This window comes from Streptomyces sp. CoH27 (assembly GCF_020181035.1).
Lineage (GTDB): Bacteria > Actinomycetota > Actinomycetes > Streptomycetales > Streptomycetaceae > Streptomyces > Streptomyces camelliae.
Genome location: NZ_JAIQYY010000005.1, coordinates 261,652 through 287,108, shown reverse-complemented (window position 1 = coordinate 287,108; position 25,457 = coordinate 261,652). Strand labels below are relative to the sequence as shown.

The following is a 25,457-nucleotide window of genomic DNA, read 5'->3' as shown; positions in this document are numbered from 1 at the left end:
TCCTTCTTGCGCTTCGTCGCGCATGTACTGCTTTCCTCTCCGACTCTACTGGTGAGCCGGGAGCGGTTCGGACGAGAGTTCGGAGGGGGACCGTCCGGCGAGGCGCTCGCGCCAGGCGGTGAGGACGGTCTCGTCGGTGGGCCTGGTGGCCAGGGACACGGTGACGTAGGCGGCGAGGGAGGCGAGCAGGCCGTAGTACACGGGCTCGTTGGCGAGGATGCCGTAGCCCGCCATCAGGCCGATCACCGCCAGGCCGCCGACGATCACCGACGCCAGCGCGCCCTGCGCCGTGCCGCGCTTCCACAGCAGGCCGCCGAGGATGGGCACGAGCAGGCCGCCGACGAGCAGGTTGTACGCCACCGTGAGCGCCTCGACCACGTTGTTCAGCGCGATCGCCGTACCGATCACCGCCACGCCCATGATCAGGATGAAGGCGCGGTTGCCGCCGACCTCGTCATGGTCCTCGCCGTCGCGCCGTACGGCACCGCGCAGCCGCGACCAGATGTCGTTGTTGGCGACCGTCGCGCAGGCGATCAGGGCGCCGGAGGACGTCGACATCACGGCGGCGAGGGCGGCGGCCAGCACCAACCCGCGCACACCGACGGGGAGTTCGTCCTTGACGATGGTGGCGAAGGCGTCGTCGGGGCTGCCCAGCTTCGGGTAGAGGACCTTGGCGGCCGTACCGATCACCGCGCCGGCGAGGGCGTAGGCCAGACAGTAGGTTCCGGCCACCGTGCCGCCCCACTTGGCGGTCCTGTCGCTGCGGGCGGTGAACACGCGCTGCCAGATGTCCTGGCCGATCAGCATGCCGAACGTGTAGATCAGGACGTACGTGAAGATCGTCTGGCCGCCGATGCCCAGCGGGTCGAAGTACGAGGTCGGCAGCTTGGCCTTCATCTCGCTGAAGCCGCCCGCCTTGACCACGGCGATCGGCAGGAGCAGGAGCAGCACGCCGATCGTCTTGACGACGAACTGGACCATGTCCGTCAGGGTGATCGACCACATGCCGCCGAGGGTGGAGTAGGCGACGACGATCGAGCCGCCGAGGACGATCGCGAGGGTCCGGTTCATGTCGAACAGGACGTCGAAGATCGTGGCGTAGGCGATCGTCGAGGTGACCGCCAGCATCAGGGTGTACGCCCACATGACCACGCCCGAGATCAGGCCGGCCCGGCCCCCGTAGCGCAGGTCCAGCATCTCGGAGACCGTGTAGACCTTCAGCCGGGCGATGCGGGCGGAGAAGAAGACCGACAGGGCGAGGAGCCCGAGCCCGATGGTGAAGACCATCCACGCGCCGGACAGGCCGTACTGGTAGCCCAGTCCCACCCCGCCGATGGTGGACGCGCCGCCGAGGACGATCGCCGCCATGGTGCCGGAGTACATGGCCGGTCCCAGGCGGCGGCCGGCCACCAGGAACTCGCTCTTCGACTTGGCGCGGCGCATGCCCCACCAGCCCATGGCCAGCATGCCGGCGAGATAGACGACGATCACTGTGTAGTCGACGGCCATGAAGCCCTCCTCCACTCGAAGTCGTACGGGGATCGGATCGCCGGCGGGTGACGTCCCTCGACAGTAGGTGGCCGGAAAGCGACTGCGAAGTGTACGTTTCATCCATATGAACGGGGTGGAGTGGAGGGAATGCACACCATGCCGGAGTCGATCACCCCAGCGGTCCCACCGACCCCACCCGTCCCGCTCTCGGCCCTGCTGGCCCGCGAGGACCTGGCCCTGCGGCAGATCGCGGGCCCGACGGACCAGGGGACCGTGATCCACTGGGCGCACACCTCGGAGATGGCGGACCCGTACCCGTACCTCCTGGGCGGGGAGCTGCTGCTGACGGCCGGGGTGCACATCCCGGAGGCGGCGGGTTCGGGCACCTACTTCGACGACTACGTCTCCCGGATCGTCGCGGCGGGCGGCGCGGCCCTCGGCTTCGGACTGGCACCGGTGCACGACACGGTCCCGCGCGCGCTGGTCGCCGCGTGCGAGCGGTACGGCCTGCCCCTCCTGGAGGTCCCGCCCGAGACCACCTTCTCCGGCGTGGCCCGTGCGGTGTGGCAGCTGATGGCGCAGGCCCGGCTGGCCGAGCTGCGCCGCGTCACCGAGGCCCAGCAGAGGCTCGCGGCGGCGGCCTCCCGCCCGGATCCGGTGCCGTCGGTACTGCGCCAGCTCGCCCAGCGCCTGTCCGGGCATGCGGTGCTGTACGGCGCCGACGGCACCGAGATCGCGGCGGCGGGCCGGGAGCCGGGGGCGGGCGTACGGGAGGCGCTGGCGGACCTGGCGGGGGTGGTACGCCCGGGAGGGACCGGTGTCCCCGGCCCCACGTCGGCCACGGACACCCTGGGCGACGCGCACCTGGCCGCCTACGCGCTGGGGGCGGGCGAGGGTTTCGTCCTCGCGGTGGCGAGCGCACGGCGCGAACCCGGCGACCACACCATCACCTCCGTGGCCTCCGTGCTGCTGTCGCTGCTGACCGGCGAGCATCACAGCGGGGCCGGAGCCGCCCGCTCCTCGGCGCTGGTACGGCTCCTGCTCGGCTCGGCGCCGGAGGCGGTCGCGCCGCTGCTGGGGGAGGCGAGCTGGCTGGTGGTCCACGCCCGCCCCGAGACGCAGCTCCCGGACGCCGTCGCCGCCTCGGCCCTCGGCGCGGCCCTGGGTTCACCGCTGGTCGACCTCGCGCGGGACGTCGTACGGGTGCTGGTGCCGGGCGGGCGGGAGCCGGAGCCGCAGCCGGGCTGGACGCTCGGGGTGAGTGCCGCCGTGGAGCCGCGCGAGTGGCCGGCCGCCGACACCCAGGCGGCCCGCGCCCTGGCCCGTGCCCGTGCCACCCGCACCCCGCTGGTCCGGCACGGCGCCCGGCCCGGACTGGCGGACCTGGTGCCGCCCACGGACGCCGAGGCCCACGCCCGCGCTCTGCTCGCCCCCCTCACCGGCCGCCCCGAGCTCACCGAGACCCTGCGCAACTGGCTGTCATTGCATGGCAGTTGGGACCGTACGGCGGTGGCCCTGGACGTGCACCGCAACACCGTGCGGCAACGCATCGCCCGCTGCGCGGCCCTGCTGGACACCGACCTGGACGACCCGGACGTCCGGATGGAGCTGTGGTTCGCGCTGCGGCACGGCTGACGAGCCGGCTGCCGGGGGCGGGCAACGGACAGTGGGCGACCGGCAGTTGGCCGGTCGGCCCGGGGCGGTCAGGCCAGACCGGCCGCCGCGGCCCGCGCGAACCCCTCCGGGTTGTCCAGCATGATGTTGTGGCCGCAGTCCGGGACCCGCGTCACGGTGACACCGGCCGCTTCCAGGGACTCGATGCCGGTCAGCGAGTCGTCGGCGGCGGGCAGGAGGAAGGTGCGCGGGACGCTCAGGGCGACCAGCAGTTCGCGCATGGTGGGGCGGGTGCCCCGGACGAGATGCGCGGCGCTGCGGTACAGCCCCTCCCGGCCGGCCAGGCGCATGGTGGACCACCAGTGCGGGCCGACCCGGTCGCGGACCTCCGCCCAGCCCCCCGACAGGAACTCCTCCTCCGAGTAGTGGGCGATGCCGCTGCTGCCGCCCAGGCCGGCCCGGGGCTGGAGCGGATCGAGGTTGGCGTCGATCAGCACCAGCCGCGACACCAGCTTCGGATGCCGGGCGGCCAGCACGATCGCCACGGAGCCGCCCATGCTGTGCGCGACGAACTCGGCCCCCGCCACACCGGCCGACTCCAGGGCGGCCGCCAGCGTGTCCGCATGCGACTCCAGCGTGTAGTCGAAGTCCGTCGGGCGGTCGCTGATGCCGTGCCCGAGCAGGTCGATCAGCAGCGAACGGCGGCCGGCCAGCAGCGGATGGACGGCGGCCTCGGCGAAGTAGGCCGGCGAGGTGGCCCCGAGCCCGTGCACGTACACGCGGGCCGGTTCGGCTCCGGGCAGTTCCACCCAGCGCATCAGATCACCGGCGGACGTCACGGCGGCGGCACGCATATCTGCTGCTCCCATACTCAACGGCTCAACGGAAGGAAGGGGTGAGGCAATTCGGCCCGCAATGCTATCCCTCACAATGGAAGGCATGCCGATATCCGGGACACCCAGCCGTGCGCAGCTCGTCGACCATCTGGTGAGGACCCGCATCGCGGGGGACGTCGCCACGCCCCGCGAGAACAACCTCTCCCACTACCGCAAGCTGGCCAACGGCGACCGTCACTACTGGCTCGGCCTGGAGCTGGGCGACCGCTGGGCGGACGAGCAGGACGTGCTCGCCGTGATGGCGGAGAAGGCCGGCGTCAATGACGATCCCGAGTACCGGTACGGCCAGGACACCATCGACCCCGAGCTGACCGTGGACGCCCTGGAGCGGATGGCGGCGCGGCTGCGCAAGGCGGCGGAGGGGCGGCAGCGGGTGCTGTTCGCCACCGGCCACCCGGGCGGTCTGCTGGACGTGCACCGGGCCACGGCCGCCGCGCTGCGCGGCGCGGGCTGCGAGATCGTGGTCATCCCGGACGGGCTGCAGACGGACGAGGGGTACGTCATGCAGTTCGCGGACGTGGCCGTCCTGGAGCACGGGGCCACACTGTGGCACACCCACTCCGGGGAGCCGATGCGGGCCGTTCTCACGGGACTTGAGCGGGCGGGGCGGCCGCTGCCGGACCTCGTCGTCGCCGATCACGGGTGGGCCGGGTACGCGGGGCAGCACGGCGTCGACTCCGTCGGGTACGCCGACTGCAACGACCCCGCGCTGTTCCTCGCCGAGGCCGAGGGCACCCTCCAGGCCGTCGTACCGCTGGACGACCATGTGCCCAGCCCGCGTTACTACGACCCCATGACGGCCTATCTGCTCGCCGCGTCCGGACTCCTGTCCTGACAGCACTGTGCGGCTCCTCGCGCGCGGAGCCGCACAGTATGGGCGCTGTGTGCGTCAGTGATCAGCGGCCGTTGCCGCCACCGTAGCCACCGCCGTTGCGGCCGTTCTCACCGCCACCGTTCCAGCCACCACCGTTGCGGCCGTTCTCGCCGCGACCGTTGCGGCCGTTCTCGCCGCCGCCGTTGCGGCCGTGGCGGCCGCCGTGGTGACGGCCGCCGTGATGGTGCCGGCCGCCGCCGCAGCCGCACTCGTGGTGCCGGTGGTGGCCGCCGCGGTTGCCCTCGGGCGCCGCCGAAGCGGTGCCGGCCGCGCCGATCGAGGCTCCGCCGGCCAGCATCAGACCGGCGGTGGACAGCACGACATAACGCTTGATGCGCTGTGCTCGCATGGGATGTGCCCTTTCGTTTCCATCATCTGCCGCATCTCCCAGGGGAGGGGAGGGGCGGATCGGATGGTCGGGCGCCGTGCTCACGGAAGGGGAACGCACGGCGCGCTTTTGAGGTGTCACCGCGGTGCACGAACCGTGATCAGTCAATCACGCTGCGTACTGCGGCTTCACTGAAAGAGCGTATTAGCACATCCGCCATTCGGCATCTCGGGGCGAATCAGGCGCGCGGAACGCGGACCACGCCCTCCTGGATGACGGTGATCGCGAGCTGCCCGTCCTGCGTGTAGATACGGGCCTGACCCAGGCCCCGGCCGCCGTGCGCGGACGGTGACTCCTGGTCGTACAGCAGCCATTCGTCGGCGCGGAAGGGGCGGTGGAACCACATCGCGTGGTCCAGGGAGGCGCCCACGACATCGCCGACCGCCCAGCCGCCACGGCCGTGCGCGAGCAACACGGAGTCGAGGAGGGTCATGTCGGAGACGTACGTGGCGAGTACGACGTGCAGGAGAGGGTCGTCGTCGAGCTTGCCGTTGGTGCGGAACCACACCTGGCTGTGCGGCTCGCGCGGTGCGCCGAACTGCCCGTACGGCGGCTCCTCGACGTAGCGCAGATCGACTGCTTCCCGCGCCTCCAGGAACTTCTCGACCACGGCCGGGTCGAGATGGCCGTAACCGCGCAGCCGTTCCTGGGAGGTGGGCAGGGTCGCCGGATCCGGGGCGGGGGGCATGGGGGTCTGGTGGTCCAGGCCCTCCTCGTCCACCTGGAAGGAGGCGGAGAGGTGGAAGATCGGCTTGCCGTGCTGGACGGCGACCACGCGGCGGGTGGTGAAGGAGCGGCCGTCGCGGATGCGGTCCACGGTGTAGACGATCGGCGCGCCGGGGTCGCCCGGGCGCAGGAAGTACGCGTGGAGCGAGTGGGCGGGGCGGTCGGCGGGGACCGTCCGGCCGGCGGCGACCAGCGCCTGCGCCGCGACCTGCCCGCCGAAGACGCGGGGTACGACGGCGGAGCGGGACTGGCCGCGGAAGATGTCCTCCTCGATCTGCTCCAGGTCGAGCAGATCGAGGAGATCCTGGAGTGCCTGACTCATGGGATCAGTTGTACCGGCCAGTGATTGCGTCGGGTTTCGTGGGCCTTACAGGCCCATGTCCTTGGCGATGATCGTCTTCATGATCTCGCTGGTGCCGCCGTAGATGCGGTTGACGCGGTTGTCCGCGTACAGGCGGGCGATCGGGTACTCGTTCATGAAGCCGTAGCCGCCGTGCAGCTGGAGGCAGCGGTCGATCACGCGGTGGGCGACCTCGGTGCAGAACAGCTTGGCGCTGGCGGCCTCGGCGGGGGTCAGCTCACCGGCGTCGAGGGCCTCCGTCGCGCGGTCGGCGACGGCCTCGGCCGCGTCCACCTCGGCCTGGCAGGCGGCCAGCTCGAACTTGGTGTTCTGGAAGGCGGCGACGGGCTGGCCGAAGACGGTGCGCTGCTGCACGTACTCCTTGGCGAACCGGACGGCGGCCTTGGCCTGCGCGTACGCGCCGAAGGCGATGCCCCAGCGCTCGGAGGCCAGGTTGTGGCCAAGGTAGTAGAAGCCCTTGTTCTCCTCGCCGAGGAGGTCCTCGACCGGGACCTTGACGTCGACGAAGGCCAGCTCGGCGGTGTCGGAGGTCTTCAGGCCGAGCTTGTCGAGCTTGCGGCCGACCGAGTAGCCCTCGGCCTTGGTGTCCACGACGAACAGGGAGATGCCGTGCCGGCGGTCCTCGGCGGTGGGCGCGGAGGTGCGGGCGCAGACGATCATGCGGTCGGCGTGCACGCCACCGGTGATGAAGGTCTTGGCACCGTTGAGGACGTAGTGCGTGCCGTCCTCGGAGAGCTTGGCGGTGGTCTTCATGCCCGCGAGGTCGGAGCCGGTGCCCGGCTCGGTCATCGCGATCGCCCACATCTCCTCACCGGAGACGAACTTCGGCAGGTAGCGCTTCTTCTGCTCGTCGGTGGCGAGCAGCTTGATGTACGGCAGGCCGAGCAGGACGTGCACGCCGGAACCACCGAAGGACACGCCCGCGCGGGCGGTCTCCTCATAGAGGACGGCCTCGAACTTGTACGAGTCGATGCCCGCGCCGCCGTACTCCTCGTCGACACGGATACCGAAGACGCCCAGCTCGGCGAGCTTGTAGTAGAACTCGCGCGGCGCCTGGCCGGCGGCGAACCACTCGTCGTAGACCGGGACGACCTCGGCCTCGATGAAGGCGCGGAGGGTCTCCCGGAACGCCTCGTGATCCTCGTTGAACACCGTACGGCGCACGGCTACCTCCACGTACTTCGGCATGGCATCGGGCATGTCTAAGCGCTTGCTCAGACTCGAAGATACCGGCGAGTACGGGGATGCGTCCAGAGACGCAGGTCACTCCTCCCGGGAGCCCGGGACCCCGGGTCCCCTCACTCCTCCCCGGCCGCCTCGAACGCCCCGCAGGCCATCCGGTGCAGCAGGGCCGCCGTGGTGCCCCGGCCGGGCAGCGTGCCCGCGCGGCCGAGGTGGGGGGTGGAGTTCAGCAGGCCGAAGACCGAGTGGACGGCGGAGCGGGCGGCGGGCTCGGTCAGCGCCGGGTACACCTCACGGACCACCTCCACCCACAGCTCGACGTACTGCCGCTGGAGCTGGCGCACCAGCTTGCGGTCGCTGTCGCGCAGCCGGTCCAGCTCGCGGTCGTGCAGGGTGATCAGCGGGCGGTCGTCCAGGGCGAAGTCGATGTGGCCCTCGATCAGGGAGTCCAGGATGCGGCGCGCGGGCACTCCGTCGGCCTCCGCCAGGCGCCGCTTGGCCCCCGTCAGCAGCTGGCCGCTGATGCCGACCAGCAGCTCGGCGAGCATCGCATCCTTGCCCGGGAAGTGGCGGTACAGACCGGGGCCGCTGATGCCGACCGCGGCGCCTATCTCGTCCACGCCGACACCGTGGAAGCCGCGCTCCGCGAAGAGCCGGGCGGCTTCCTTCAGGATCTGCTCGCGCCGGGTGGGGGCGTCGGTTCTGGTGACCATGCGAGTAATTCTAGACAGCGAGGTTAGCGGTCGTTAACCTGAAGGAAATGGTTAACGCTCATTAACAGGCGATCTACAGGTTCGATCAACAGGTTCGATCACCGCTGAGGGGACCGCAGGATGCACGAGGCACCGGAGCTGACGAGCGCGGCAGATCCCGCGTCGGAGGCCTGGCGGGCCAATGAACAGGCCCACCTCGCACTCGTCGGGGAGCTGCGCGCCAAGCTGGCCACGGCCGCCCTGGGCGGCGGCGAGAAGGCGCGGGCCCGCCACACCGCGCGCGGCAAGCTGCTGCCCAGGGACCGGGTGGACACGCTGCTCGACGCGGGCTCGCCGTTCCTGGAGCTGGCCCCCCTCGCGGCCGACGGGATGTACGACGGACAGGCCCCCGCCGCCGGGGTGATCGCCGGGATCGGGCGGGTCAGCGGGCGCGAGTGCGTGATCGTCGCCAATGACGCCACGGTCAAGGGCGGCACCTACTACCCGATGACCGTGAAGAAGCACCTGCGCGCCCAGGAGGTGGCCCTCGACAACCGGCTGCCGTGCGTCTACCTGGTCGACTCCGGCGGCGCCTTCCTGCCGATGCAGGACGAGGTGTTCCCGGACCGCGAGCACTTCGGGCGGATCTTCTACAACCAGGCGCGGATGTCCGGCGCGGGCATCCCGCAGATCGCGGCCGTGCTCGGGTCCTGCACGGCGGGCGGCGCCTACGTCCCCGCCATGAGCGACGAGGCGGTGATCGTCCGCGATCAGGGCACGATCTTCCTCGGCGGGCCGCCGCTGGTGAAGGCGGCCACCGGTGAGGTCGTCACGGCCGAGGAGCTGGGCGGCGGCGAGGTCCACTCCCGCATCTCCGGCGTCACCGACCACCTCGCCGAGGACGACGCGCACGCGCTCAGGATCGTCCGGAACATCGTCGCCACGCTGCCCGCCCGGCGCTCCCTCCCCTGGGAGGTCACGCCGGTCACGGAACCCAAGGTCGACCCCTACGGGATCTACGGCGCCGTCCCGGTCGACTCCCGTACCCCCTACGACGTACGCGAGATCATCGCCCGGATCACGGACGGATCCCGGTTCGCCGAGTTCAAGAGCGAGTTCGGGCAGACGCTCGTCACCGGCTTCGCCCGGATCCACGGCCACCCGGTCGGGATCGTCGCCAACAACGGCATCCTCTTCTCCGAGTCCGCCCAGAAGGGCGCCCACTTCATCGAGCTGTGCGACCAGCGCGGGATCCCGCTGGTGTTCCTGCAGAACATCTCGGGGTTCATGGTCGGCAGGGACTATGAGGCGGGCGGCATCGCCAAGCACGGCGCCAAGATGGTGACGGCGGTGGCCTGCACGCGCGTGCCGAAGCTGACGGTGGTGGTCGGCGGGTCGTACGGCGCGGGCAACTACTCGATGTGCGGCCGGGCCTACTCCCCCCGTTTCCTGTGGATGTGGCCGAACGCCAAGATCTCCGTGATGGGCGGCGAGCAGGCCGCGTCCGTCCTCGCGACCGTCAAGCGGGACCAGATGGAGGCGCGCGGCGAGGAGTGGCCCGCCGAGGACGAGGAGTCCTTCAAGGCGCCGATCCGCGCGCAGTACGAGCGTCAGGGCAACGCCTACTACGCCACCGCCCGGCTCTGGGACGACGGCGTGATCGACCCGCTGGAGACCCGTCAGGTGCTGGGTCTGGCCCTGACCGCTTGTGCCAACGCGCCGCTGGGCGAGCCCCAGTTCGGCGTCTTCCGGATGTGAGGAGGGGACCCGTGTTCGACACAGTGCTGGTCGCCAACCGGGGCGAGATCGCCGTACGCGTCATCCGTACGCTCCGCTCGCTGGGCGTGCGCTCGGTGGCGGTCTCCTCCGACGCCGACGCCGACGCGCGGCATGTCCGGGAGGCCGACACGGCGGTACGGATCGGCCCGGCGCCGGCCGCCGAGAGCTATCTGTCGGTGGAGCGGCTGCTTGAGGCCGCCGCCCGCACCGGCGCCCAGGCCGTCCACCCCGGGTACGGCTTCCTCGCCGAGAACGCGGCCTTCGCGCGCGCGTGCGAGGAGGCGGGGCTGGTCTTCATCGGCCCGTCGGCGGACGCGATCGCGCTCATGGGCGACAAGATCCGCGCCAAGGAGACGGTGAAGGCGGCCGGGGTGCCGGTCGTGCCCGGCGGACGCGACCCCGAACTGGCCGAGGCAGCCCGTGAGTTGGGGGCGCCGGTGCTGCTGAAGCCGTCGGCCGGCGGGGGCGGCAAGGGCATGCGGCTGGTGCGGGACATGACGGTCCTGGAGGAGGAGATCGCCGCCGCCCGCCGTGAGGCCCGCGCCTCCTTCGGCGACGACACGCTGCTGGTGGAGCGGTGGATCGACCGGCCCCGGCACATCGAGATCCAGGTGCTGGCCGACGGGCACGGGAACGTCGTGCACCTCGGCGAGCGCGAGTGCTCGCTCCAGCGGCGGCACCAGAAGATCATCGAGGAGGCGCCCAGCGTGCTCCTCGACGAGGCCACGCGCGCGTCGATGGGCGAGGCGGCGGTGCAGGCGGCCCGCTCCTGCGGGTACCGGGGCGCGGGCACGGTGGAGTTCATCGTGCCGGGGGGCGACCCCACCCAGTACTACTTCATGGAGATGAACACCCGCCTCCAGGTGGAACACCCGGTCACCGAACTCGTCACCGGGCTCGACCTGGTGGAGTGGCAGCTGCGCGTCGCGGCCGGCGAGAAGCTGGGCTTCACGCAGGACGACGTACGGCTGACCGGGCACGCGGTGGAGGCCCGGATCTGCGCGGAGGACCCGGCACGCGGCTTCCTCCCCTCCGGCGGCACGGTCCTGCTGCTCGACGAACCCCAGGGCGACGGCGTCCGCACGGACTCCGGGCTCAGCGAGGGCACCGAGGTGGGCAGCCTGTACGACCCGATGCTGTCCAAGGTCATCGCGTATGGCCCCGACCGCGCGACGGCGCTGCGCAAGCTCCGGGCGGCCCTCGCGGAGACGGTCACGCTGGGCGTGCAGACCAACGCGGGCTTCCTGCGGCGGCTGCTCGCGCATCCGGCGGTCGTGGCGGGCGAGCTGGACACGGGTCTGGTCGAGCGGGTCGTGGACGAGCTGGTCCCGACGGACGTACCGGAGGCGGTCTACGAGGCCGCGGCCGCCGTACGGGCGAAGGCCCTGGAGCCACGGTCGCAGGGCTGGGTGGACCCCTTCTCGGTGCCGAACGGCTGGCGGCTCGGCGGCACCCCGAAGCCGCCGGCCTTCCACCTCCGGGTCCAGGACCCGGTGACCCACACCCCCCGGGGTACGGCCACCGTCACCGACACCACGGTCAGCGTCACCCTCGACGGCGTCCGCCACACCTTCCACCGGGCCGGTGACTGGCTGGGCCGGGACGCCGATGCCTGGCACGTGCGCGATCACGACCCGGTCACCGCGTCCCTGACCGGGGCCGCGCACGCCGGCGCCGACTCGCTGACCGCGCCGATGCCGGGCACGGTGACCGTGGTGAAGGTCGCGGTCGGCGACGAGGTCACGGCGGGGCAGAGCCTGCTGGTGGTGGAGGCGATGAAGATGGAGCACGTCATCTCCGCCCCGCACGCCGGCACGGTCGCCGAGCTGGACGTCACGCCGGGCACGACGGTCGCCATGGACCAGGTGCTGGCCGTGATCGCACCGCACGAGGAGGTGACGGAGTGAGCGCCGACGGACTGCCCATGGTCGTACCGGCCGCCGGCCTGCCCGCGCGGGTGCGGATCCACGAGGTCGGCGCGCGCGACGGGCTCCAGAACGAGAAGTCGTCCGTGCCGACCGAGGTGAAGGCGGAGTTCATCCGCCGGCTGGCCGACGCGGGGCTGACGACGATCGAGGCGACCAGCTTCGTGCACCCCAAGTGGGTGCCCCAGCTGGCCGACGCCGAGCAGCTGTTCCCGATGCTCTCCGAGGTGCGGGCCGACCTCCCGGTACTGGTGCCGAACCAGCGCGGCCTGGACCGGGCGCTCGCGCTCGGCGCCGAGCGGGTCGCGGTCTTCGCCAGCGCCAGCGAGTCCTTCGCGCGGGCCAACCTGAACCGCTCGCTGGAGGAGGCGCTGGGCGTGTACGAGCCGGTGGTGCGCCGCGCGAAGGAGGCGGGCGCGCACGTGCGCGGTTACGTCTCGATGTGCTTCGGCGACCCGTGGGAGGGCGCGGTGCCGATCCACCAGGTGGCCGCCGTGTGCACGGCCCTGCGGGACATGGGCTGCGACGAGCTGAGCCTCGGCGACACGATCGGCGTGGCCACCCCGGGCCATGTCCAGGAACTGCTGAACGTGCTCAACGAGGAGGGCGTCCCGACCGACGAGATCGGCGTGCACTTCCACGACACCTACGGCCAGGCGCTCGCGAACACCTACGCGGCCCTGGAGCACGGGGTCACGACGGTGGACGCCTCCGCCGGGGGGCTCGGCGGCTGTCCGTACGCCAAGTCGGCCACCGGCAATCTCGCGACCGAGGACCTCGTCTGGATGCTGCACGGACTCGGCATCGAGACCGGGGTCGACCTCGGCCGTCTGACCGCCACGAGCGTGTGGATGGCCGAACAGCTGGGGCGGCCCAGCCCGTCCCGTACCGTCCGCGCTCTCTCCCACAAGGACCAGTGATCAGCATGGACCACCGTCTCAGCCCCGAGCTGGAAGAACTCCGCCGCACGGTGGAGGAGTTCGCGCACGATGTCGTGGCGCCGAAGATCGGCGAATTCTACGAGCATCACGAGTTCCCGTACGAGATCGTCCGCGAGATGGGCCGTATGGGCCTGTTCGGGCTGCCGTTCCCGGAGGAGTACGGCGGCATGGGCGGCGACTATCTGGCGCTCGGCATCGCCCTGGAGGAGCTGGCGCGGGTGGACTCGTCCGTGGCCATCACCCTGGAGGCGGGCGTCTCGCTGGGCGCGATGCCGATCCACCTGTTCGGCACCGAGGAGCAGAAGCGCGCGTGGCTGCCCCGGCTGTGCTCGGGCGAGATCCTGGGCGCGTTCGGTCTGACGGAACCGGACGGCGGGAGCGACGCGGGCGCGACCCGTACGACGGCCCGGCTGGACCCGGACACGAACGAGTGGGTGATCAACGGCACGAAGTGCTTCATCACCAACTCCGGTACGGACATCACGGGCTTGGTGACGGTCACGGCGGTGACGGGCCGCAAGCCGGACGGCAAGCCGCTGATCTCCTCGATCATCGTCCCGTCGGGCACGCCGGGCTTCACGGTGGCGGCGCCGTACTCGAAGGTCGGCTGGAACGCCTCGGACACCCGCGAGCTCTCCTTCTCGGACGTCCGGGTCCCGGCGGCCAACCTGCTGGGCGAGGAGGGCCGGGGCTACGCCCAGTTCCTGCGCATCCTGGACGAGGGCCGCATCGCCATCGCGGCGCTCGCGACGGGCCTGGCCCAGGGCTGTGTGGACGAGTCGGTGAAGTACGCCAAGGAGCGCGAGGCGTTCGGCCGCCCCATCGGCGCCAACCAGGCCATCCAGTTCAAGATCGCCGACATGGAGATGAAGGCTCACACGGCCCGCCTGGCCTGGCGCGACGCGGCCTCCCGCCTGGTCGCAGGCGAGCCCTTCAAGAAGGAGGCGGCCCTGGCCAAGCTGTACTCCTCCACCATCGCGGTGGACAACGCCCGCGACGCCACCCAGATCCACGGCGGCTACGGCTTCATGAACGAGTATCCGGTGGCCCGGATGTGGCGCGACTCCAAGATCCTGGAGATCGGCGAGGGCACGAGCGAAGTCCAGCGCATGCTGATCGCACGGGAGTTGGGGCTGGCCGGCTGAGGTAGCCGCGGCGGCCCGAAGGCCGTGCTCGGGTCCGGGTGCGAGGCGCCCCCACCCGCTGGACATCTAGTGAGGTTAGGCTAACCTACCTTCGAAGTTGTCCGGCGGGCGCCTCGCCCCGTTCGAAAGCAGTCACACCCATGCCCTCTGCCCGCGTCACCCACCCCACCCGCCGCGGCATCCTCGCCGCGGGCGGCGCCATCGGCCTCGGCGCCGCGCTCGCCGCCTGCGGGGACAAGGGCAAAGACGGCGGCACCGGCAGCGGAAAGGAGTCCGGCGCGTCCGGCCCCTGGTCCTTCAAGGACGACCGCGGCACAACCGTGAAGCTGGACAAGACCCCCGCGAACATCGTCGCGTTCACCGGCGTCGGCGCCGCGCTCCACGACTACGGCGTCCAGGTCAAGGGCGTCTTCGGCCCGACAACCACCAAGGACGGCAAGGCCGATGTGCAGGCGGGCGACATGGACGTCAGCAAGGTGACGGTCCTCGGCAACACCTGGGGACAGTTCAACATCGAGAAGTACGCCTCGCTCGCCCCGGACCTGCTGATCACGACGATGTTCGACGACGCGGGCACCCTCTGGTACGTCCCGGAGGAGTCCAAGAAGAAGATCGCCCAGCTGGCCCCGAGCATCGGCATCTCCGTCTACGACCGTCAGCTCACCGAGCCGCTGCAGCGCATGTGGGACCTCGCCGAGTCGCTCGGTGCGGACATGAAGGCCGCCGAGGTGACCGGCGCCAAGAAGCGGTTCGAGGCCGCCGCGGCCCGGCTGCGCGCCGCCGCCAAGGCCAAGCCCGGCCTCAAGGTGATGGCCGGCAGCGCGAGCGACCCGCTCTTCTACGTCTCCGGCACCAACCTCTCCGTCGACCTGGAGTACTTCAAGGCCCTCGGCGTGAACTTCGTCGAGCCGCCGGAGAGCGCGAAGAAGCAGGGCGGCGGCTGGTACGAGTCGCTGAGCTGGGAGAACGTCGACAAGTACCCGGCCGACATCATCATGATGGACGACCGGTCGTCCGCGCTCCAGCCCGCCGCCATCACCAAGCCGACCTGGAAGCAGCTGCCGGCGGTGAGGGCGGGCCAGGTCATCGCCCGGTCTCCGGAGCCGATTCTCTCGTACGACAAGTGCGTACCGCTGCTGACGAGTCTTGCCGAGGCCCTGGAGAAGGCCAAGAAGGTTAGCTGAGGAGCTCCCCTATGACGACGGCCGTAGCCGCCCCGTTCCGATTCTTCTCCCTGCAGGTCGTACGGACGAGGCGGCTGGGGCCGTCTCTCGTCCGCGTCACCTTCGACGGAGCCGGTCTGCACGCGTTCCACTCCGACGGACGAGACCAGTCCCTCTCCCTGTTCCTGCCGCATCCCGGCCAGCCGGAGCCCGTCGTGCCCCTGGATCTCGGGGACAGCTGGTGGCAGGCCTGGCGTGAACTGCCCGACGACGTACGGGCCGTGATGCGCTCGTACACGCTGCGGTCTCTGCGCCGAAACGCCGAAGGCGGCACGGTCGAGATCGACATCGACTTCGCGCTGCACGGCATCGAGCCCGGCGCCCCCACCCCCGCCGGCCCGGCCTCCCGCTGGGCCGCGCACGCTGCCGCCGGTGACCGGGTCCTGGTGCTCGGGCCGGTCCTCGCCGACAACCGCGCGATCCGCTTCCGCCCGCCCGAGGACACCGATCTCGTCCTGCTGTGGGGCGACGAGACTGCCGTACCCGCGGCGACGGCGATCCTGGAGTCGCTGCCGGCCGGCACCCGCGTCCGCGCCTGGCTGGAGGTGCCGCAAGCCGAAGACGTCCAGGACGTGCGGACCGAGGCGGACGCGGAGATCACGTGGCTCGTACGGCACGACGGGGCCCCCATGGCCGTCGATGCCGTACGAGCCGCCCGACTCCCCTCCGCCGAGCGGCCGTACGTGTGGATCGCGGGCGAGTCGGGGCAGGTGAAGGCGCTGCGGCGGCACTTCGTGGGCGAGCGCGGGGTGGACCGGCGGCGGGTGACGTTCGTCGGGTACTGGCGGCAGGGGATGACCGAGGAACAGCTGCGGGCGGCGGAGTAACCCGTCGTCCCGTGACGGCTGTCACGGGTGAGGCACACCTTGATCCAAGTAACTTAGGTTAGGCTAACCTAAGTTAGACCCAAGCCCCCCGCACGGACTGTCCCTCGGAGGACCCCCACATGCGCTCGCACCTGCTCAATGGCCTCACCGCGGAGCACTACCGCAGCTCCGTGACCGAAGGAGTCGAGCGGGTGGCGGCCAAACTCGCCACCACCGACCGTCCGTTCACCGGCGTCACCGTGGACGCCCTCGCCCCCCGGATCGACACCATCGACCTGGACCGGCCGCTCGGCGACACCGCCGCCGTCCTGGACGAGCTGGAGGACGTCTATCTGAAGGACGCGGTCTACTTCCACCACCCCCGCTACCTCGCCCACCTCAACTGCCCGGTCGTCATCCCGGCCGTGCTCGGCGAGGCCGTGCTCTCCGCCGTCAACTCCTCCCTCGACACCTGGGACCAGTCGGCCGGCGGCACCCTCATCGAGCGCAAGCTCATCGACTGGACGGCCCGGCGGATCGGCCTCGGCCCCGCCGCCGACGGCGTGTTCACCTCCGGCGGCACCCAGTCCAACCTCCAGGCACTGCTGCTCGCGAGAGAGGAGGCCAAGCCAGGGCGGGCAGGGTGGGAAGAGGGGGACAGCCTGGCGAAACTGCGGATCTTCACCTCCGAGGTCAGCCACTTCAGCGTGCAGAAGGCCGCGAAACTGCTGGGCCTGAGCGCCGACTCGGTGGTCTCCGTTCCCGTCGACCACGACAAGCGCCTGCGGACCGTCGCCCTCGCCCGCGAACTGGAGCGCTGCGCCCGCGACGGCCTCGTCCCCATGGCCGTCGTCGCCACCGCCGGCACCACCGACTTCGGCTCCATCGACCCGCTGCCCGAGATCGCCGAGTTGTGCGCGCAGTACGACACCTGGCTGCACGTCGACGCCGCCTACGGCTGCGGACTGCTCGCCTCCCTGAAGTACCGGGACCGCATCGCCGGCATCGACCGCGCCGACTCGGTCACCGTCGACTACCACAAGTCCTTCTTCCAGCCCGTGAGTTCGTCCGCCCTGCTGGTCCGCGACGCGGCCACGCTGCGCCACGCCACCTACCACGCGGAGTACCTCAACCCGCGCCGCATGGTGCGCGAACGGATCCCCAACCAGGTCGACAAGTCCCTCCAGACCACCCGCCGCTTCGACGCCCTCAAGCTGTGGCTGACCCTGCGTGTGATGGGCGCGGACGGCATCGGGCAGCTCTTCGACGAGGTCTGCGACCTGGCGCAGGAGGGCTTCAGGCTGCTGGCCGCCGACCCCCGTTACGACGTCGTCGTGGAGCCCTCGCTCTCCACCCTCGTCTTCCGCTACATCCCGGCGGCCGTCACCGACCCGGCCGAGATCGACCGCGCCAACCTCTACGCCCGCAAGGCCCTGTTCGCCTCCGGCGACGCCGTGGTCGCGGGCACCAAGGCCGACGGCCGCCACTACCTGAAGTTCACCCTGCTCAACCCCGAGACGACCGCGGCCGACATCGCCGCCGTCCTCGACCTGATCGCCGGCCACGCCGAGCAGTACCTGGGAGAGTCCCTTGACCGCGCTTCCTGAAGCCAGCCGCACCTATGACTTCGTGGGGATCGGGCTCGGCCCCTTCAATCTCGGCCTCGCCTGTCTGACCGAGCCGATCGCCGAACTGAACGGGGTCTTCCTGGAGTCCAAGCCGGACTTCGAGTGGCACGCCGGGATGTTCCTGGACGGCGCCCACCTCCAGACCCCGTTCATGTCGGACCTGGTCACCCTGGCCGACCCGACCTCGCCGTACTCCTTCCTCAACTATCTGAAGGAGAAGGGCCGGCTGTACTCGTTCTACATCCGCGAGAACTTCTATCCGCTGCGGGTCGAGTACGACGACTACTGCCGCTGGGCGGCGAACAAGCTGAGCAGCGTCCGCTTCGGCACGACGGTCACCGAGGTGACGTACGAGGACGCGGACGAGGTCTACGTCGTCCGCACCGAGGGCGGCGAAACGTTCCGTGCCCGGCATCTCGTCCTCGGCACGGGCACCTCCCCGCACTACCCGGAGGCGGTGCGCGGCCTGGACGGCGACTTCTTCCACAACTCCCGCTACGTACAGCACAAAGCGGAGCTGCAACGGAAGGAGTCGATCACGATCGTCGGCTCGGGCCAGTCCGCCGCCGAGATCTACCACGACCTGCTCAGCGAGATCGACGTCCACGGCTACCGGCTGAACTGGGTGACCCGCTCCCCGCGCTTCTTCCCGCTCGAATACACCAAGCTCACCCTGGAGATGACCTCCCCGGAGTACATCGACTACTACCGCGAGCTCCCGGAGGCCACCCGCTACCGGCTCACCGAGCAGCAGAAGGGCCTGTTCAAGGGCATCGACGGTGACCTGATCGACGAGATCTTCGACCTGCTCTACCAGAAGAACCTCGGCGGTCCCGTGCCCACGCGGCTGCTGACCAACTCCGCCCTGACCGGCGCGCGGCACGAGAACGGCACGTACACGCTGTCCTTCCGCCAGGAGGAGCAGGAGAAGGACTACGAGCTCCAGTCCCAGGGCCTGGTCCTGGCGACCGGCTACCGGTACACCGAGCCGGAGTTCCTGGCCCCGGTCAGAGGCCGCCTGCGCTACGACACGCACGGCAACTTCGACGTGGCCCGCAACTACACGATCGACGAGACCGGCCGGGGGGTCTTCCTCCAGAACGCCGGCGTGCACACCCACAGCATCACCAGCCCCGACCTCGGCATGGGCGCGTACCGGAACTCGTACATCATCCGTGAGCTGCTCGGCACCGAGTACTACCCGGTCGAGAAGACCATCGCATTCCAGGAGTTCGCCGTATGACCTTCACCTTCCGGCCGCTGGACCCCCTGAAGGACGCCGAGCTTCTCCACGCCTGGGTCACGCATCCCAAGGCGGCCTTCTGGATGATGCAGGACGCCACGCTGGTGGACGTCGAGCGGGCCTACATGGAGATCGCGGCCGACGAGCACCATCACGCGCTGCTCGGGCTCCAGGGCGGTGAACCGGCGTTCCTCATGGAGTACTACGACCCCGCGCACCGCGAACTGGTCGGCCTGTACGACCCGTTGCCTGGTGACGTCGGCATGCACTTCCTGACCCCGGCGACGGACACCCCTGTGCACGGGTTCACCAGGGCCGTCATCACCGCCGTGCTGGCCCGTCTCTTCGCGGACCCGGCGAACGAGCGTGTCGTCGTCGAGCCGGACATCGCCAACGCCGCCGTCCACGCCCTGAACGCGGCCGTCGGGTTCGTGGCCGAGCGGGAGATCCAGAAGCCGGAGAAGAAGGCGCTGCTGAGCTTCTGCACACGCGAGCAGTTCGAGAAGGCGGTGACCGCATGATCCTCGCCGACGCCGTGGCCCACCTCTCCCCCGAGCGCTGGGAGACGGCCAACCGCCTGCTCATACGCAAGGCGCTCGCCGAGTTCGCGCATGAGCGCCTGATCCATCCCGAAAGCGAAGACGGGGGCTACGTCGTCCGCAGTGACGACGGGAACACCGCGTACCGGTTCGCGGCCGTCCGCCGCGCCCTCGACCACTGGCAGGTCGACGCCGCGTCCATCACCCGGCACCGGGACGGCGCCGAACTCCCGCTCGCCGCACTGGACTTCTTCATCGAGCTGAAGGAGTCGCTCGGGCTGAGCGACGAGATCCTGCCGGTCTACCTGGAGGAGATCTCCTCCACCCTCTCCGGCACCTGCTACAAGCTGACCAAGCCCCGCGTCAGCTCCGCGGAGCTGGCCGGCAGCGGCTTCCAGGCGATCGAGACCGGGATGACCGAGGGCCACCCGTGCTTCGTCGCGAACAACGGGCGGCTCGGGTTCGGCGTCCACGAGTATCTGTCGTACGCCCCGGAGACCGCGAGCCCGGTGCGGCTGGTGTGGCTGGCCGCGCACCGCTCGCGGGCCGCGTTCACGGCGGGCGTCGGGATCGCGTACGAGGACTTCCTGCGGGAGGAGCTGGGCGAGCCGACGCTGAACCGTTTCCGCTCAACCCTCACCGAGCAGGGCCTCGACCCCGCCGACTACCTCCTCATCCCGGTCCACCCCTGGCAGTGGTGGAACAAGCTCTCCATCACCTTCGCCGCCGAGGTGGCCCGGCGGCACCTGGTCTGTCTCGGCGAGGGCGACGACGAGTATCTGGCCCAGCAGTCCATCCGGACCTTCTTCAACAGCTCCCATCCGGAGAAGCACTATGTGAAGACGGCCCTGTCCGTGCTCAACATGGGCTTCATGCGCGGACTTTCGGCCGCCTACATGGAGGCGACCCCGGCGATCAACGACTGGCTGGCCCAGCTGATCGAGAACGACCCCGTGCTGAAGGCGACCGGCCTGAGCATCATCCGGGAGCGGGCCGCCGTCGGGTACCGGCATCTGGAGTACGAGCAGGCCACCGACCGCTACTCGCCGTACCGCAAGATGCTGGCCGCGCTGTGGCGGGAGAGCCCGGTCCCCTCGCTCCAGGACGGCGAGTCCCTCGCGACCATGGCCTCCCTGTTGCACGTGGACCACGCCGGCGCCTCCTTCGCGGGCGCGCTGATCGAGCGGTCGGGACTGCCCCCGACGGAGTGGCTGCGCCGCTACCTGCGGGCGTACTACACCCCGCTGCTGCACAGCTTCTACGCCTACGACCTGGTCTTCATGCCGCACGGCGAGAACGTCGTCCTGGTCCTTCAGGACGGGGTCGTACGGCGGGCGGTCTACAAGGACATCGCCGAGGAGATCGCGGTGATGGACCCGGACGCCGTACTGCCGCCCGAGGTACGGCGGATCCGCGTCGAGGTCCCGGACGACAAGAAGCTGCTGTCGGTCTTCACCGATGTCTTCGACTGCTTCTTCCGGTTCCTCGCCGCGAATCTCGCCACCGAGGGGGTCCTGTCAGAGGACGAGTTCTGGCGCACGGTCGCCGAGGTCACCCGCGACTATCAGGCTTCGGTGCCCGAACTGGCCGGGAAATTCCGGCAGTACGACATCTTCGCCCCGGAGTTCGCGCTGTCCTGCCTCAACCGGCTGCAACTGCGGGACAACCGGCAGATGGTGGACCTGGCCGATCCGTCCGGCGCGCTCCAGCTGGTCGGCAGCCTGCGGAACCCCCTCGCTCACTTCGCCGGCCAGGGCACCTGGGGCGAGCGGTAGTACCCGATGCCGAGGGCGTCCCAGCGCGGGGCCTGTGCGGCGAGGCGCACCTTGTAGGTGTCCCAGTCGTGCGTGGCCGCCGGCGACCAGCCCAGCTCGGCCGCGCCGGGCAGGCGCGGGAACGCCATGTACTCGATGTCGGCGCTCGTCTTCAGGGTCTCGGACCACAGGGGCGCCTCCACGCCCCGGATCGCCGAGGCCGGAACACCCGGCAGATAGCCGCCCGGGTCCCAGTCGTACGACCGCTGCACCTCCACCAGGCCCGCCCAGGTGAGGCCCGGCTTGGTGTCCTTGGTGTACTTCATGTCGAGGTAGACCCGGTCGGCCGGGGACAGGATCAGCCCGGTGCCGTTCTGTGCGGCCTTGACGACCTGCTCCTTGTCGGCGGCGCTGGTGCTGTCCAGGCCCCAGTACTGGGCGAGGGCGCCCTGGGCCGGGTGGGCGCCGGTGAGCTGGTGCCAGCCGATGACCGTCTTGCCGTACTTGGCCACGATGGGCTGCACGCGGTCCATGAAGGTCACGTAGTCGGTGTGGCTGGTGGAGCGGGCCTCGTCGCCGCCGATGTGGAGGTAGCGGCCGGGGGTGAGGGCGGCCAGCTCGCGGATGACGTCGTCCGCGAAGGCGTACGTCACCTGCTTGGGCACGCACAGCGAGCTGAAGCCGACCTTGGTGCCGGTGTAGAGCGGGGGCGCCACGCCGTCGCAGTTGAGCTGGGCGTAGGAGGCGAGGGCCGCGTTGCTGTGGCCGGGCGTGTCGATCTCGGGGACGACCTCCAGATAGCGGGAGGCCGCGTACCGGACGATCTCGCGGTACTGCTCCTTGGTGTAGGAGCCGCCCTGGCCGCCGCCGACCTCGGTGGAGCCGCCGTAGGCGGCGAGGCGCGGCCAGGAGTCGATGGCGATGCGCCAGCCCTGGTCGTCGCTGAGGTGCAGATGCAGCTCGTTGAGCTTGTACAGGGCCAGCCGGTCGATGTACCGCTCGACCTGGGCGACGGTGAAGAAGTGCCGGGAGACGTCCAGCATCGCGCCGCGGTAGGCGTAGCGGGGGCGGTCCTCGATGGTGCCGCCGGCGATCCGCCAGGGGCCGGGCTGGACGGTCTTCTTCTCGACGCCGGCCGGGAGGAGCTGGCGCAGCGTCTGCACGCCGTGGAAGAGGCCGGCGGGGGTGCTCGCGGTGAGGGTGAGGCTGGCCGCGTCGCTGTGCAGCCGGTAGCCCTCGGCGCCGTAGTCGCCCTTGGCCAGGTGGAGCCGGATGCCGCCGCCGGGGCCGTGGTCGGTGAGGGTCAGCGGGTAGCCGGTGGAGGGCCGCAGGATGCCGGTGAGGTAGGCGCCGATGCGGCGGACCTCGGGGGTGGCGTCGACGCGGACGCCGGTGGCGCGGGTGATGCGGTACGGGGTGCCGCCCGGCTGCACGGAGGCGGGGGCCGGAATGACCCGGTCCAGCGGGGTGGGGGCGGCGGCCCGCGCCGTGGGGGCGGCGCCGAGGGTGACGATCCCGGCCGCCGCCACCAGCAGCAGCGAGCCGAGCAGTCGAGGTGTTCGGGGAGTTGTGCCGTGGTTGCGTCTCACAAGCGCTCCCTTCGGATGTGATCGACCGTCAGATCTGGTCGAGACCACTGTCCCGCAGATCCGGTGAAACAATCCCCCCATGGCGGAAATCATCCAGAAGGACGGCACCTGGGCCTTCGACGGCGAGGCCCTGCGGCTCACCCCGGGCCGGGACAAGAACGTGAGCCTGTTCCGCCGGGAGCTGGGCGAACTCCTCGTCCCGCTGAGGGCGTTGGCCGGTGTCTCCTTCGAGCAGGGGCGCAAGTCCGGGCGGCTGAGGCTGCGGCTGCGCGACGGCGCCGACCCCCTGACGCAGGCCACGGCCGGGCGGCTCGCGGAGGGGGACGACCCGTATCAGCTTCCGGTGCAGTCCGACCGGTACGGCGTCGCCGAGTACGTCGCGGACGAGGTGCGCCAGGCGCTGCTGCTGGACGGGATCCCGCCGGACCCGGTCGACGCCTTCCTGCTGCCCGGTCCGGCGCTTCCGGTGGCCGCCTCCGCCGGGGACGGCACGGCGAGCTTCGACGGGGAGCGGGTCCGGCTGGAGTGGAACTGGAAGACGGAGGACGCCAAGGCCGCCGCCGGGCCCCGCGCCATACCCGTCACGGAGATCACCGGCGTGGACTGGCAGCCGGCGGCCGGGCTGGAGAACGGGCACCTGCGCTTCCTGGTGCGCGGCGCCCCGGTCACGGCACCGCCCAAGTACGACCCGAACGCCGTCGAGTTGTGGGGCTTCAAGAAGGACCCGCTGATGGCCCTGGTCGCGGCGGCCGTCCAGGCCCGGTTGCCGCACCCCGCCGCGCCGGAGGCGGACGCGCCGCAGGACCCGCCGGTGCTCGACAAGGCGCCTGCCGGGGACGACCACGACACGCTGCTGCGCCGGCTGCGCGAGCTGGGCGAACTGCACCGGGACGGGGTGCTGACGGACGAGGAGTTCACGCTGGCCAAGCAGGCGGTCCTCAAGCGCCTGTGAGGACCGCCCACGTGGGCCGGGGGAGCTACTTCGCGGTGCGGGACACCGTGAAGTGGTCGATGCGGTCGCCGGTCTCGGCGATGCCCGACACCTTCAGCGTGGTCTGGCGGCCCTTCGGCGCGGGGCAGACGTCGACGCGCAGGAAGGAGTAGTTGAGGTAGCGCACCCGGGACCAGGTGACGGTCTCGTTGACCTTGCCGTCCTTGGTGTTGATGAAGGACGCGACGGAGTCGACCTCGTGCTCGTGGCCCTCGTAGGAGTCCGGGGCGCTGAACGCGTACAGGCTGCGGCCCGCGGCACCGGCGGTGACGTAGACCACGCCCTCGGTCTCGGGGTAGGCGGTGCCGCCGATCGGGAGCTTCTTGGTGACCTTGTCGCCCTTGATGACGTCGGTGCGCTCGTACTGGTGGTTGTGGCCGTTGATGACCAGGTCCACCTGGTACTTCTCGAACAGCGGCACCCACTCCTGGCGCACGCCCCCCTCCGAGGCGTGCGCCGTGGACGTGCAGTACGCGCAGTGGTGGAAGAACACGACGACGAAGTCGATGTCGTCCCGGGCCCGGAACCGCTTCAGCTGGCTCTCGAACCACTTCGTCTGGGTTCCGCCGGAGATGCCCAGGTTCGCCGGGATCTCGAAGGAGACGTCGTTGGGGTCCAGCGAGATGATCGCCGTGTTGCCGTGGACGAAGGAGTAGACGCCGGGCAGGTTCTTCGCGTCCGGGCCGTTGTCCGGCAGGGTCCAGCGGGCCTCTTCGCCGCCGTAGCCGTTGGGCGAGTACCAGGCCTCCATGTCGTGGTTGCCGTACGAGACCATCCACGGGACCTGCTTGGCGACCGACTCGGTCTGGTACAGGAACTGGTCCCAGGTGCGCGAGTCGAAGCCGGTGTCGGTGGACTTGCCCTGGCCGGCCGGGTCGCCGTAGGCGATGTCACCCGCGTGCAGGTGGAAGGCCGGGTTCTGGCCGAGGATCAGGGCGTTGTTGGCCAGGCCGTGGTAGCCCACACCCTCGTCGCCGAAGGCCGTGAAGGTGAAGGGCGCCTTGTGGGCGGGGGCGGTGGTGAAGGTGCCCAGGGTGCCCAGCAGGTGCGGCTCGGCCGGGTCGAAGCCCTCGTGGCCGACGCCGTAGTAGTAGGTCTTGCCGGGGCGCAGGTGGGTGAGCTTGGCGTGCAGGTAGTACTGCGTGTGGTCGCCGCTCGCGCCGACGCCGGCCGGGGTGTAGAGGGCGCGGACCTCGGCCTCGATCTTGCGGGAGAGGTCACAGGGGTGGGCGCCGATGCGGATGAACGGCTTCCGCACGGCGACCGGCACCTGCCAGGAGACGGTCATCTCGGTGCGCGGGTCGTTGCCGTAGGCGAGGTGACGGCCGAAGGGGGCGACGAGGGCGCCGTCGACCCGCTCGGTGGCCGGGGCGGTCCGCTGCGTGGGTACGGCGGCCTGGGCGGTGGCGCCCGTCACGAACGCGCCGCCCGTGACGGCGCCCAGCGTGACGGCGCCGCCTCTGATCAGGTTGCGCCGCGAGAATCTCGCGCGCAGGTACTCGTGCTGTTCGGCCATGCTCATGCGCTCGGCGAGCTGGTCCGGTACTCCCATACGAGGAATGTCCATGGCGTCCGAAACTCGTGGGTCCGGGCAACGAGACGCAGGACACAGCATGGACGGCTTGCGAACAGAGATCCAACAGCCCCGCTGACAGGGGCCTGCCCGAAAT

21 protein-coding genes are annotated in these 25,457 nt (G+C 70.7%); 13 read left to right on the top strand and 8 right to left on the bottom strand.

Features of this window, described 5'->3' with window-relative positions; genetic code table 11:
* Window positions 1-45 precede the first annotated feature (45 nt).
* On the bottom strand, window positions 46-1,509 hold the full coding sequence (locus tag LE548_RS10225; RefSeq protein WP_225096356.1) for a sodium:solute symporter: 1,464 nt from the start codon (window positions 1,507-1,509) through the stop codon (window positions 46-48).
* Window positions 1,510-1,647: 138 nt separating this feature from the next.
* Between LE548_RS10225 and LE548_RS10220 the strand changes: the two genes are divergently transcribed.
* Window positions 1,648-3,126, top strand: a complete 1,479-nt coding sequence (locus LE548_RS10220; RefSeq protein ID WP_225096355.1) for a PucR family transcriptional regulator — start codon at window positions 1,648-1,650, stop codon at window positions 3,124-3,126.
* A gap of 68 nt (window positions 3,127-3,194) precedes the next feature.
* Here LE548_RS10220 and LE548_RS10215 read toward each other — a convergent pair whose 3' ends face one another.
* Window positions 3,195-3,959, bottom strand: coding sequence for an alpha/beta fold hydrolase (locus LE548_RS10215; protein ID WP_225096354.1), 765 nt, complete (start codon window positions 3,957-3,959; stop codon window positions 3,195-3,197).
* Between the two features lie 85 nt (window positions 3,960-4,044).
* On the opposite strand from LE548_RS10215, the gene LE548_RS10210 reads away from it, so the two are divergent.
* Window positions 4,045-4,836: a phosphatase gene (locus tag LE548_RS10210; RefSeq protein WP_225096353.1), complete on the top strand. Its 792-nt coding sequence runs from the start codon at window positions 4,045-4,047 to the stop codon at window positions 4,834-4,836.
* A gap of 61 nt (window positions 4,837-4,897) precedes the next feature.
* Here the strand turns inward: LE548_RS10210 and LE548_RS10205 are convergent, their stop codons facing one another.
* The 4 genes from LE548_RS10205 to LE548_RS10190 form a co-directional block, all read right to left on the bottom strand.
* A complete protein-coding gene (locus LE548_RS10205; RefSeq protein ID WP_225096352.1) occupies window positions 4,898-5,224 on the bottom strand; it encodes a hypothetical protein in 327 nt (108 codons plus the stop codon).
* Window positions 5,225-5,441: 217 nt separating this feature from the next.
* The gene (gene tesB / locus LE548_RS10200) at window positions 5,442-6,311 is read right to left on the bottom strand and encodes an acyl-CoA thioesterase II (RefSeq protein WP_225096351.1); all 870 of its coding nucleotides are present in this window, start codon (window positions 6,309-6,311) and stop codon (window positions 5,442-5,444) included.
* Window positions 6,312-6,356: 45 nt separating this feature from the next.
* Window positions 6,357-7,514 carry an acyl-CoA dehydrogenase family protein gene (locus tag LE548_RS10195; RefSeq protein WP_225096452.1) on the bottom strand — a complete coding sequence of 386 codons (1,158 nt, stop codon included), beginning with the start codon at window positions 7,512-7,514 and terminating at the stop codon, window positions 6,357-6,359.
* Window positions 7,515-7,648: 134 nt separating this feature from the next.
* On the bottom strand, window positions 7,649-8,245 hold the full coding sequence (locus tag LE548_RS10190) for a TetR/AcrR family transcriptional regulator (RefSeq protein ID WP_225096350.1): 597 nt from the start codon (window positions 8,243-8,245) through the stop codon (window positions 7,649-7,651).
* 120 nt (window positions 8,246-8,365) lie between these two features.
* Between LE548_RS10190 and LE548_RS10185 the strand changes: the two genes are divergently transcribed.
* The 10 genes from LE548_RS10185 to LE548_RS10140 all read left to right on the top strand — a co-directional run bounded on the left by LE548_RS10185 (window position 8,366) and on the right by LE548_RS10140 (window position 21,228).
* Window positions 8,366-9,982 carry a carboxyl transferase domain-containing protein gene (locus LE548_RS10185; RefSeq protein WP_225096349.1) on the top strand — a complete coding sequence of 539 codons (1,617 nt, stop codon included), beginning with the start codon at window positions 8,366-8,368 and terminating at the stop codon, window positions 9,980-9,982.
* Between the two features lie 11 nt (window positions 9,983-9,993).
* A complete protein-coding gene (locus tag LE548_RS10180) occupies window positions 9,994-11,910 on the top strand; it encodes a biotin carboxylase N-terminal domain-containing protein (RefSeq protein ID WP_225096348.1) in 1,917 nt (638 codons plus the stop codon).
* A complete protein-coding gene (locus LE548_RS10175; protein ID WP_225096347.1) occupies window positions 11,907-12,848 on the top strand; it encodes a hydroxymethylglutaryl-CoA lyase in 942 nt (313 codons plus the stop codon). The genes LE548_RS10180 and LE548_RS10175 overlap by 4 nt, the downstream gene beginning before the upstream one ends.
* 5 nt (window positions 12,849-12,853) lie before the next feature.
* A complete protein-coding gene (locus tag LE548_RS10170; RefSeq protein WP_225096346.1) occupies window positions 12,854-14,014 on the top strand; it encodes an acyl-CoA dehydrogenase family protein in 1,161 nt (386 codons plus the stop codon).
* Between the two features lie 140 nt (window positions 14,015-14,154).
* Window positions 14,155-15,198 (top strand): ABC transporter substrate-binding protein, encoded by a 1,044-nt coding sequence (locus LE548_RS10165; protein WP_225096345.1) that lies wholly within the window; start codon window positions 14,155-14,157, stop codon window positions 15,196-15,198.
* Between the two features lie 11 nt (window positions 15,199-15,209).
* A complete protein-coding gene (locus tag LE548_RS10160) occupies window positions 15,210-16,064 on the top strand; it encodes a siderophore-interacting protein (RefSeq protein WP_225096344.1) in 855 nt (284 codons plus the stop codon).
* Between the two features lie 119 nt (window positions 16,065-16,183).
* Window positions 16,184-17,650 carry a lysine decarboxylase DesA gene (gene desA, locus LE548_RS10155; RefSeq protein WP_225096343.1) on the top strand — a complete coding sequence of 489 codons (1,467 nt, stop codon included), beginning with the start codon at window positions 16,184-16,186 and terminating at the stop codon, window positions 17,648-17,650.
* Window positions 17,634-18,914 carry a lysine N(6)-hydroxylase/L-ornithine N(5)-oxygenase family protein gene (locus LE548_RS10150; RefSeq protein ID WP_225096342.1) on the top strand — a complete coding sequence of 427 codons (1,281 nt, stop codon included), beginning with the start codon at window positions 17,634-17,636 and terminating at the stop codon, window positions 18,912-18,914. Before desA ends, LE548_RS10150 begins: the two co-directional genes overlap by 17 nt.
* Window positions 18,911-19,435 carry a GNAT family N-acetyltransferase gene (locus LE548_RS10145; protein ID WP_225096341.1) on the top strand — a complete coding sequence of 175 codons (525 nt, stop codon included), beginning with the start codon at window positions 18,911-18,913 and terminating at the stop codon, window positions 19,433-19,435. Before LE548_RS10150 ends, LE548_RS10145 begins: the two co-directional genes overlap by 4 nt.
* Entirely contained in the window at window positions 19,432-21,228 is a 1,797-nt protein-coding gene (locus tag LE548_RS10140) for an IucA/IucC family siderophore biosynthesis protein (protein ID WP_225096340.1), read from the top strand. Before LE548_RS10145 ends, LE548_RS10140 begins: the two co-directional genes overlap by 4 nt.
* Here the strand turns inward: LE548_RS10140 and LE548_RS10135 are convergent.
* Complete coding sequence (locus tag LE548_RS10135) at window positions 21,192-22,796, bottom strand: beta-N-acetylhexosaminidase (protein WP_225096339.1); 1,605 nt, start codon at window positions 22,794-22,796, stop codon at window positions 21,192-21,194. The genes LE548_RS10140 and LE548_RS10135 overlap by 37 nt on opposite strands.
* Before the next feature lie 79 nt (window positions 22,797-22,875).
* Here LE548_RS10135 and LE548_RS10130 point away from each other — a divergent pair, with 79 nt between their 5' ends.
* On the top strand, window positions 22,876-23,748 hold the full coding sequence (locus LE548_RS10130; RefSeq protein ID WP_225096338.1) for a DUF4429 domain-containing protein: 873 nt from the start codon (window positions 22,876-22,878) through the stop codon (window positions 23,746-23,748).
* Between the two features lie 25 nt (window positions 23,749-23,773).
* Here LE548_RS10130 and LE548_RS10125 read toward each other — a convergent pair whose 3' ends face one another.
* Entirely contained in the window at window positions 23,774-25,339 is a 1,566-nt protein-coding gene (locus tag LE548_RS10125) for a metallophosphoesterase family protein (RefSeq protein WP_225096337.1), read from the bottom strand.
* Between the last annotated feature and the right edge of the window lie 118 nt (window positions 25,340-25,457).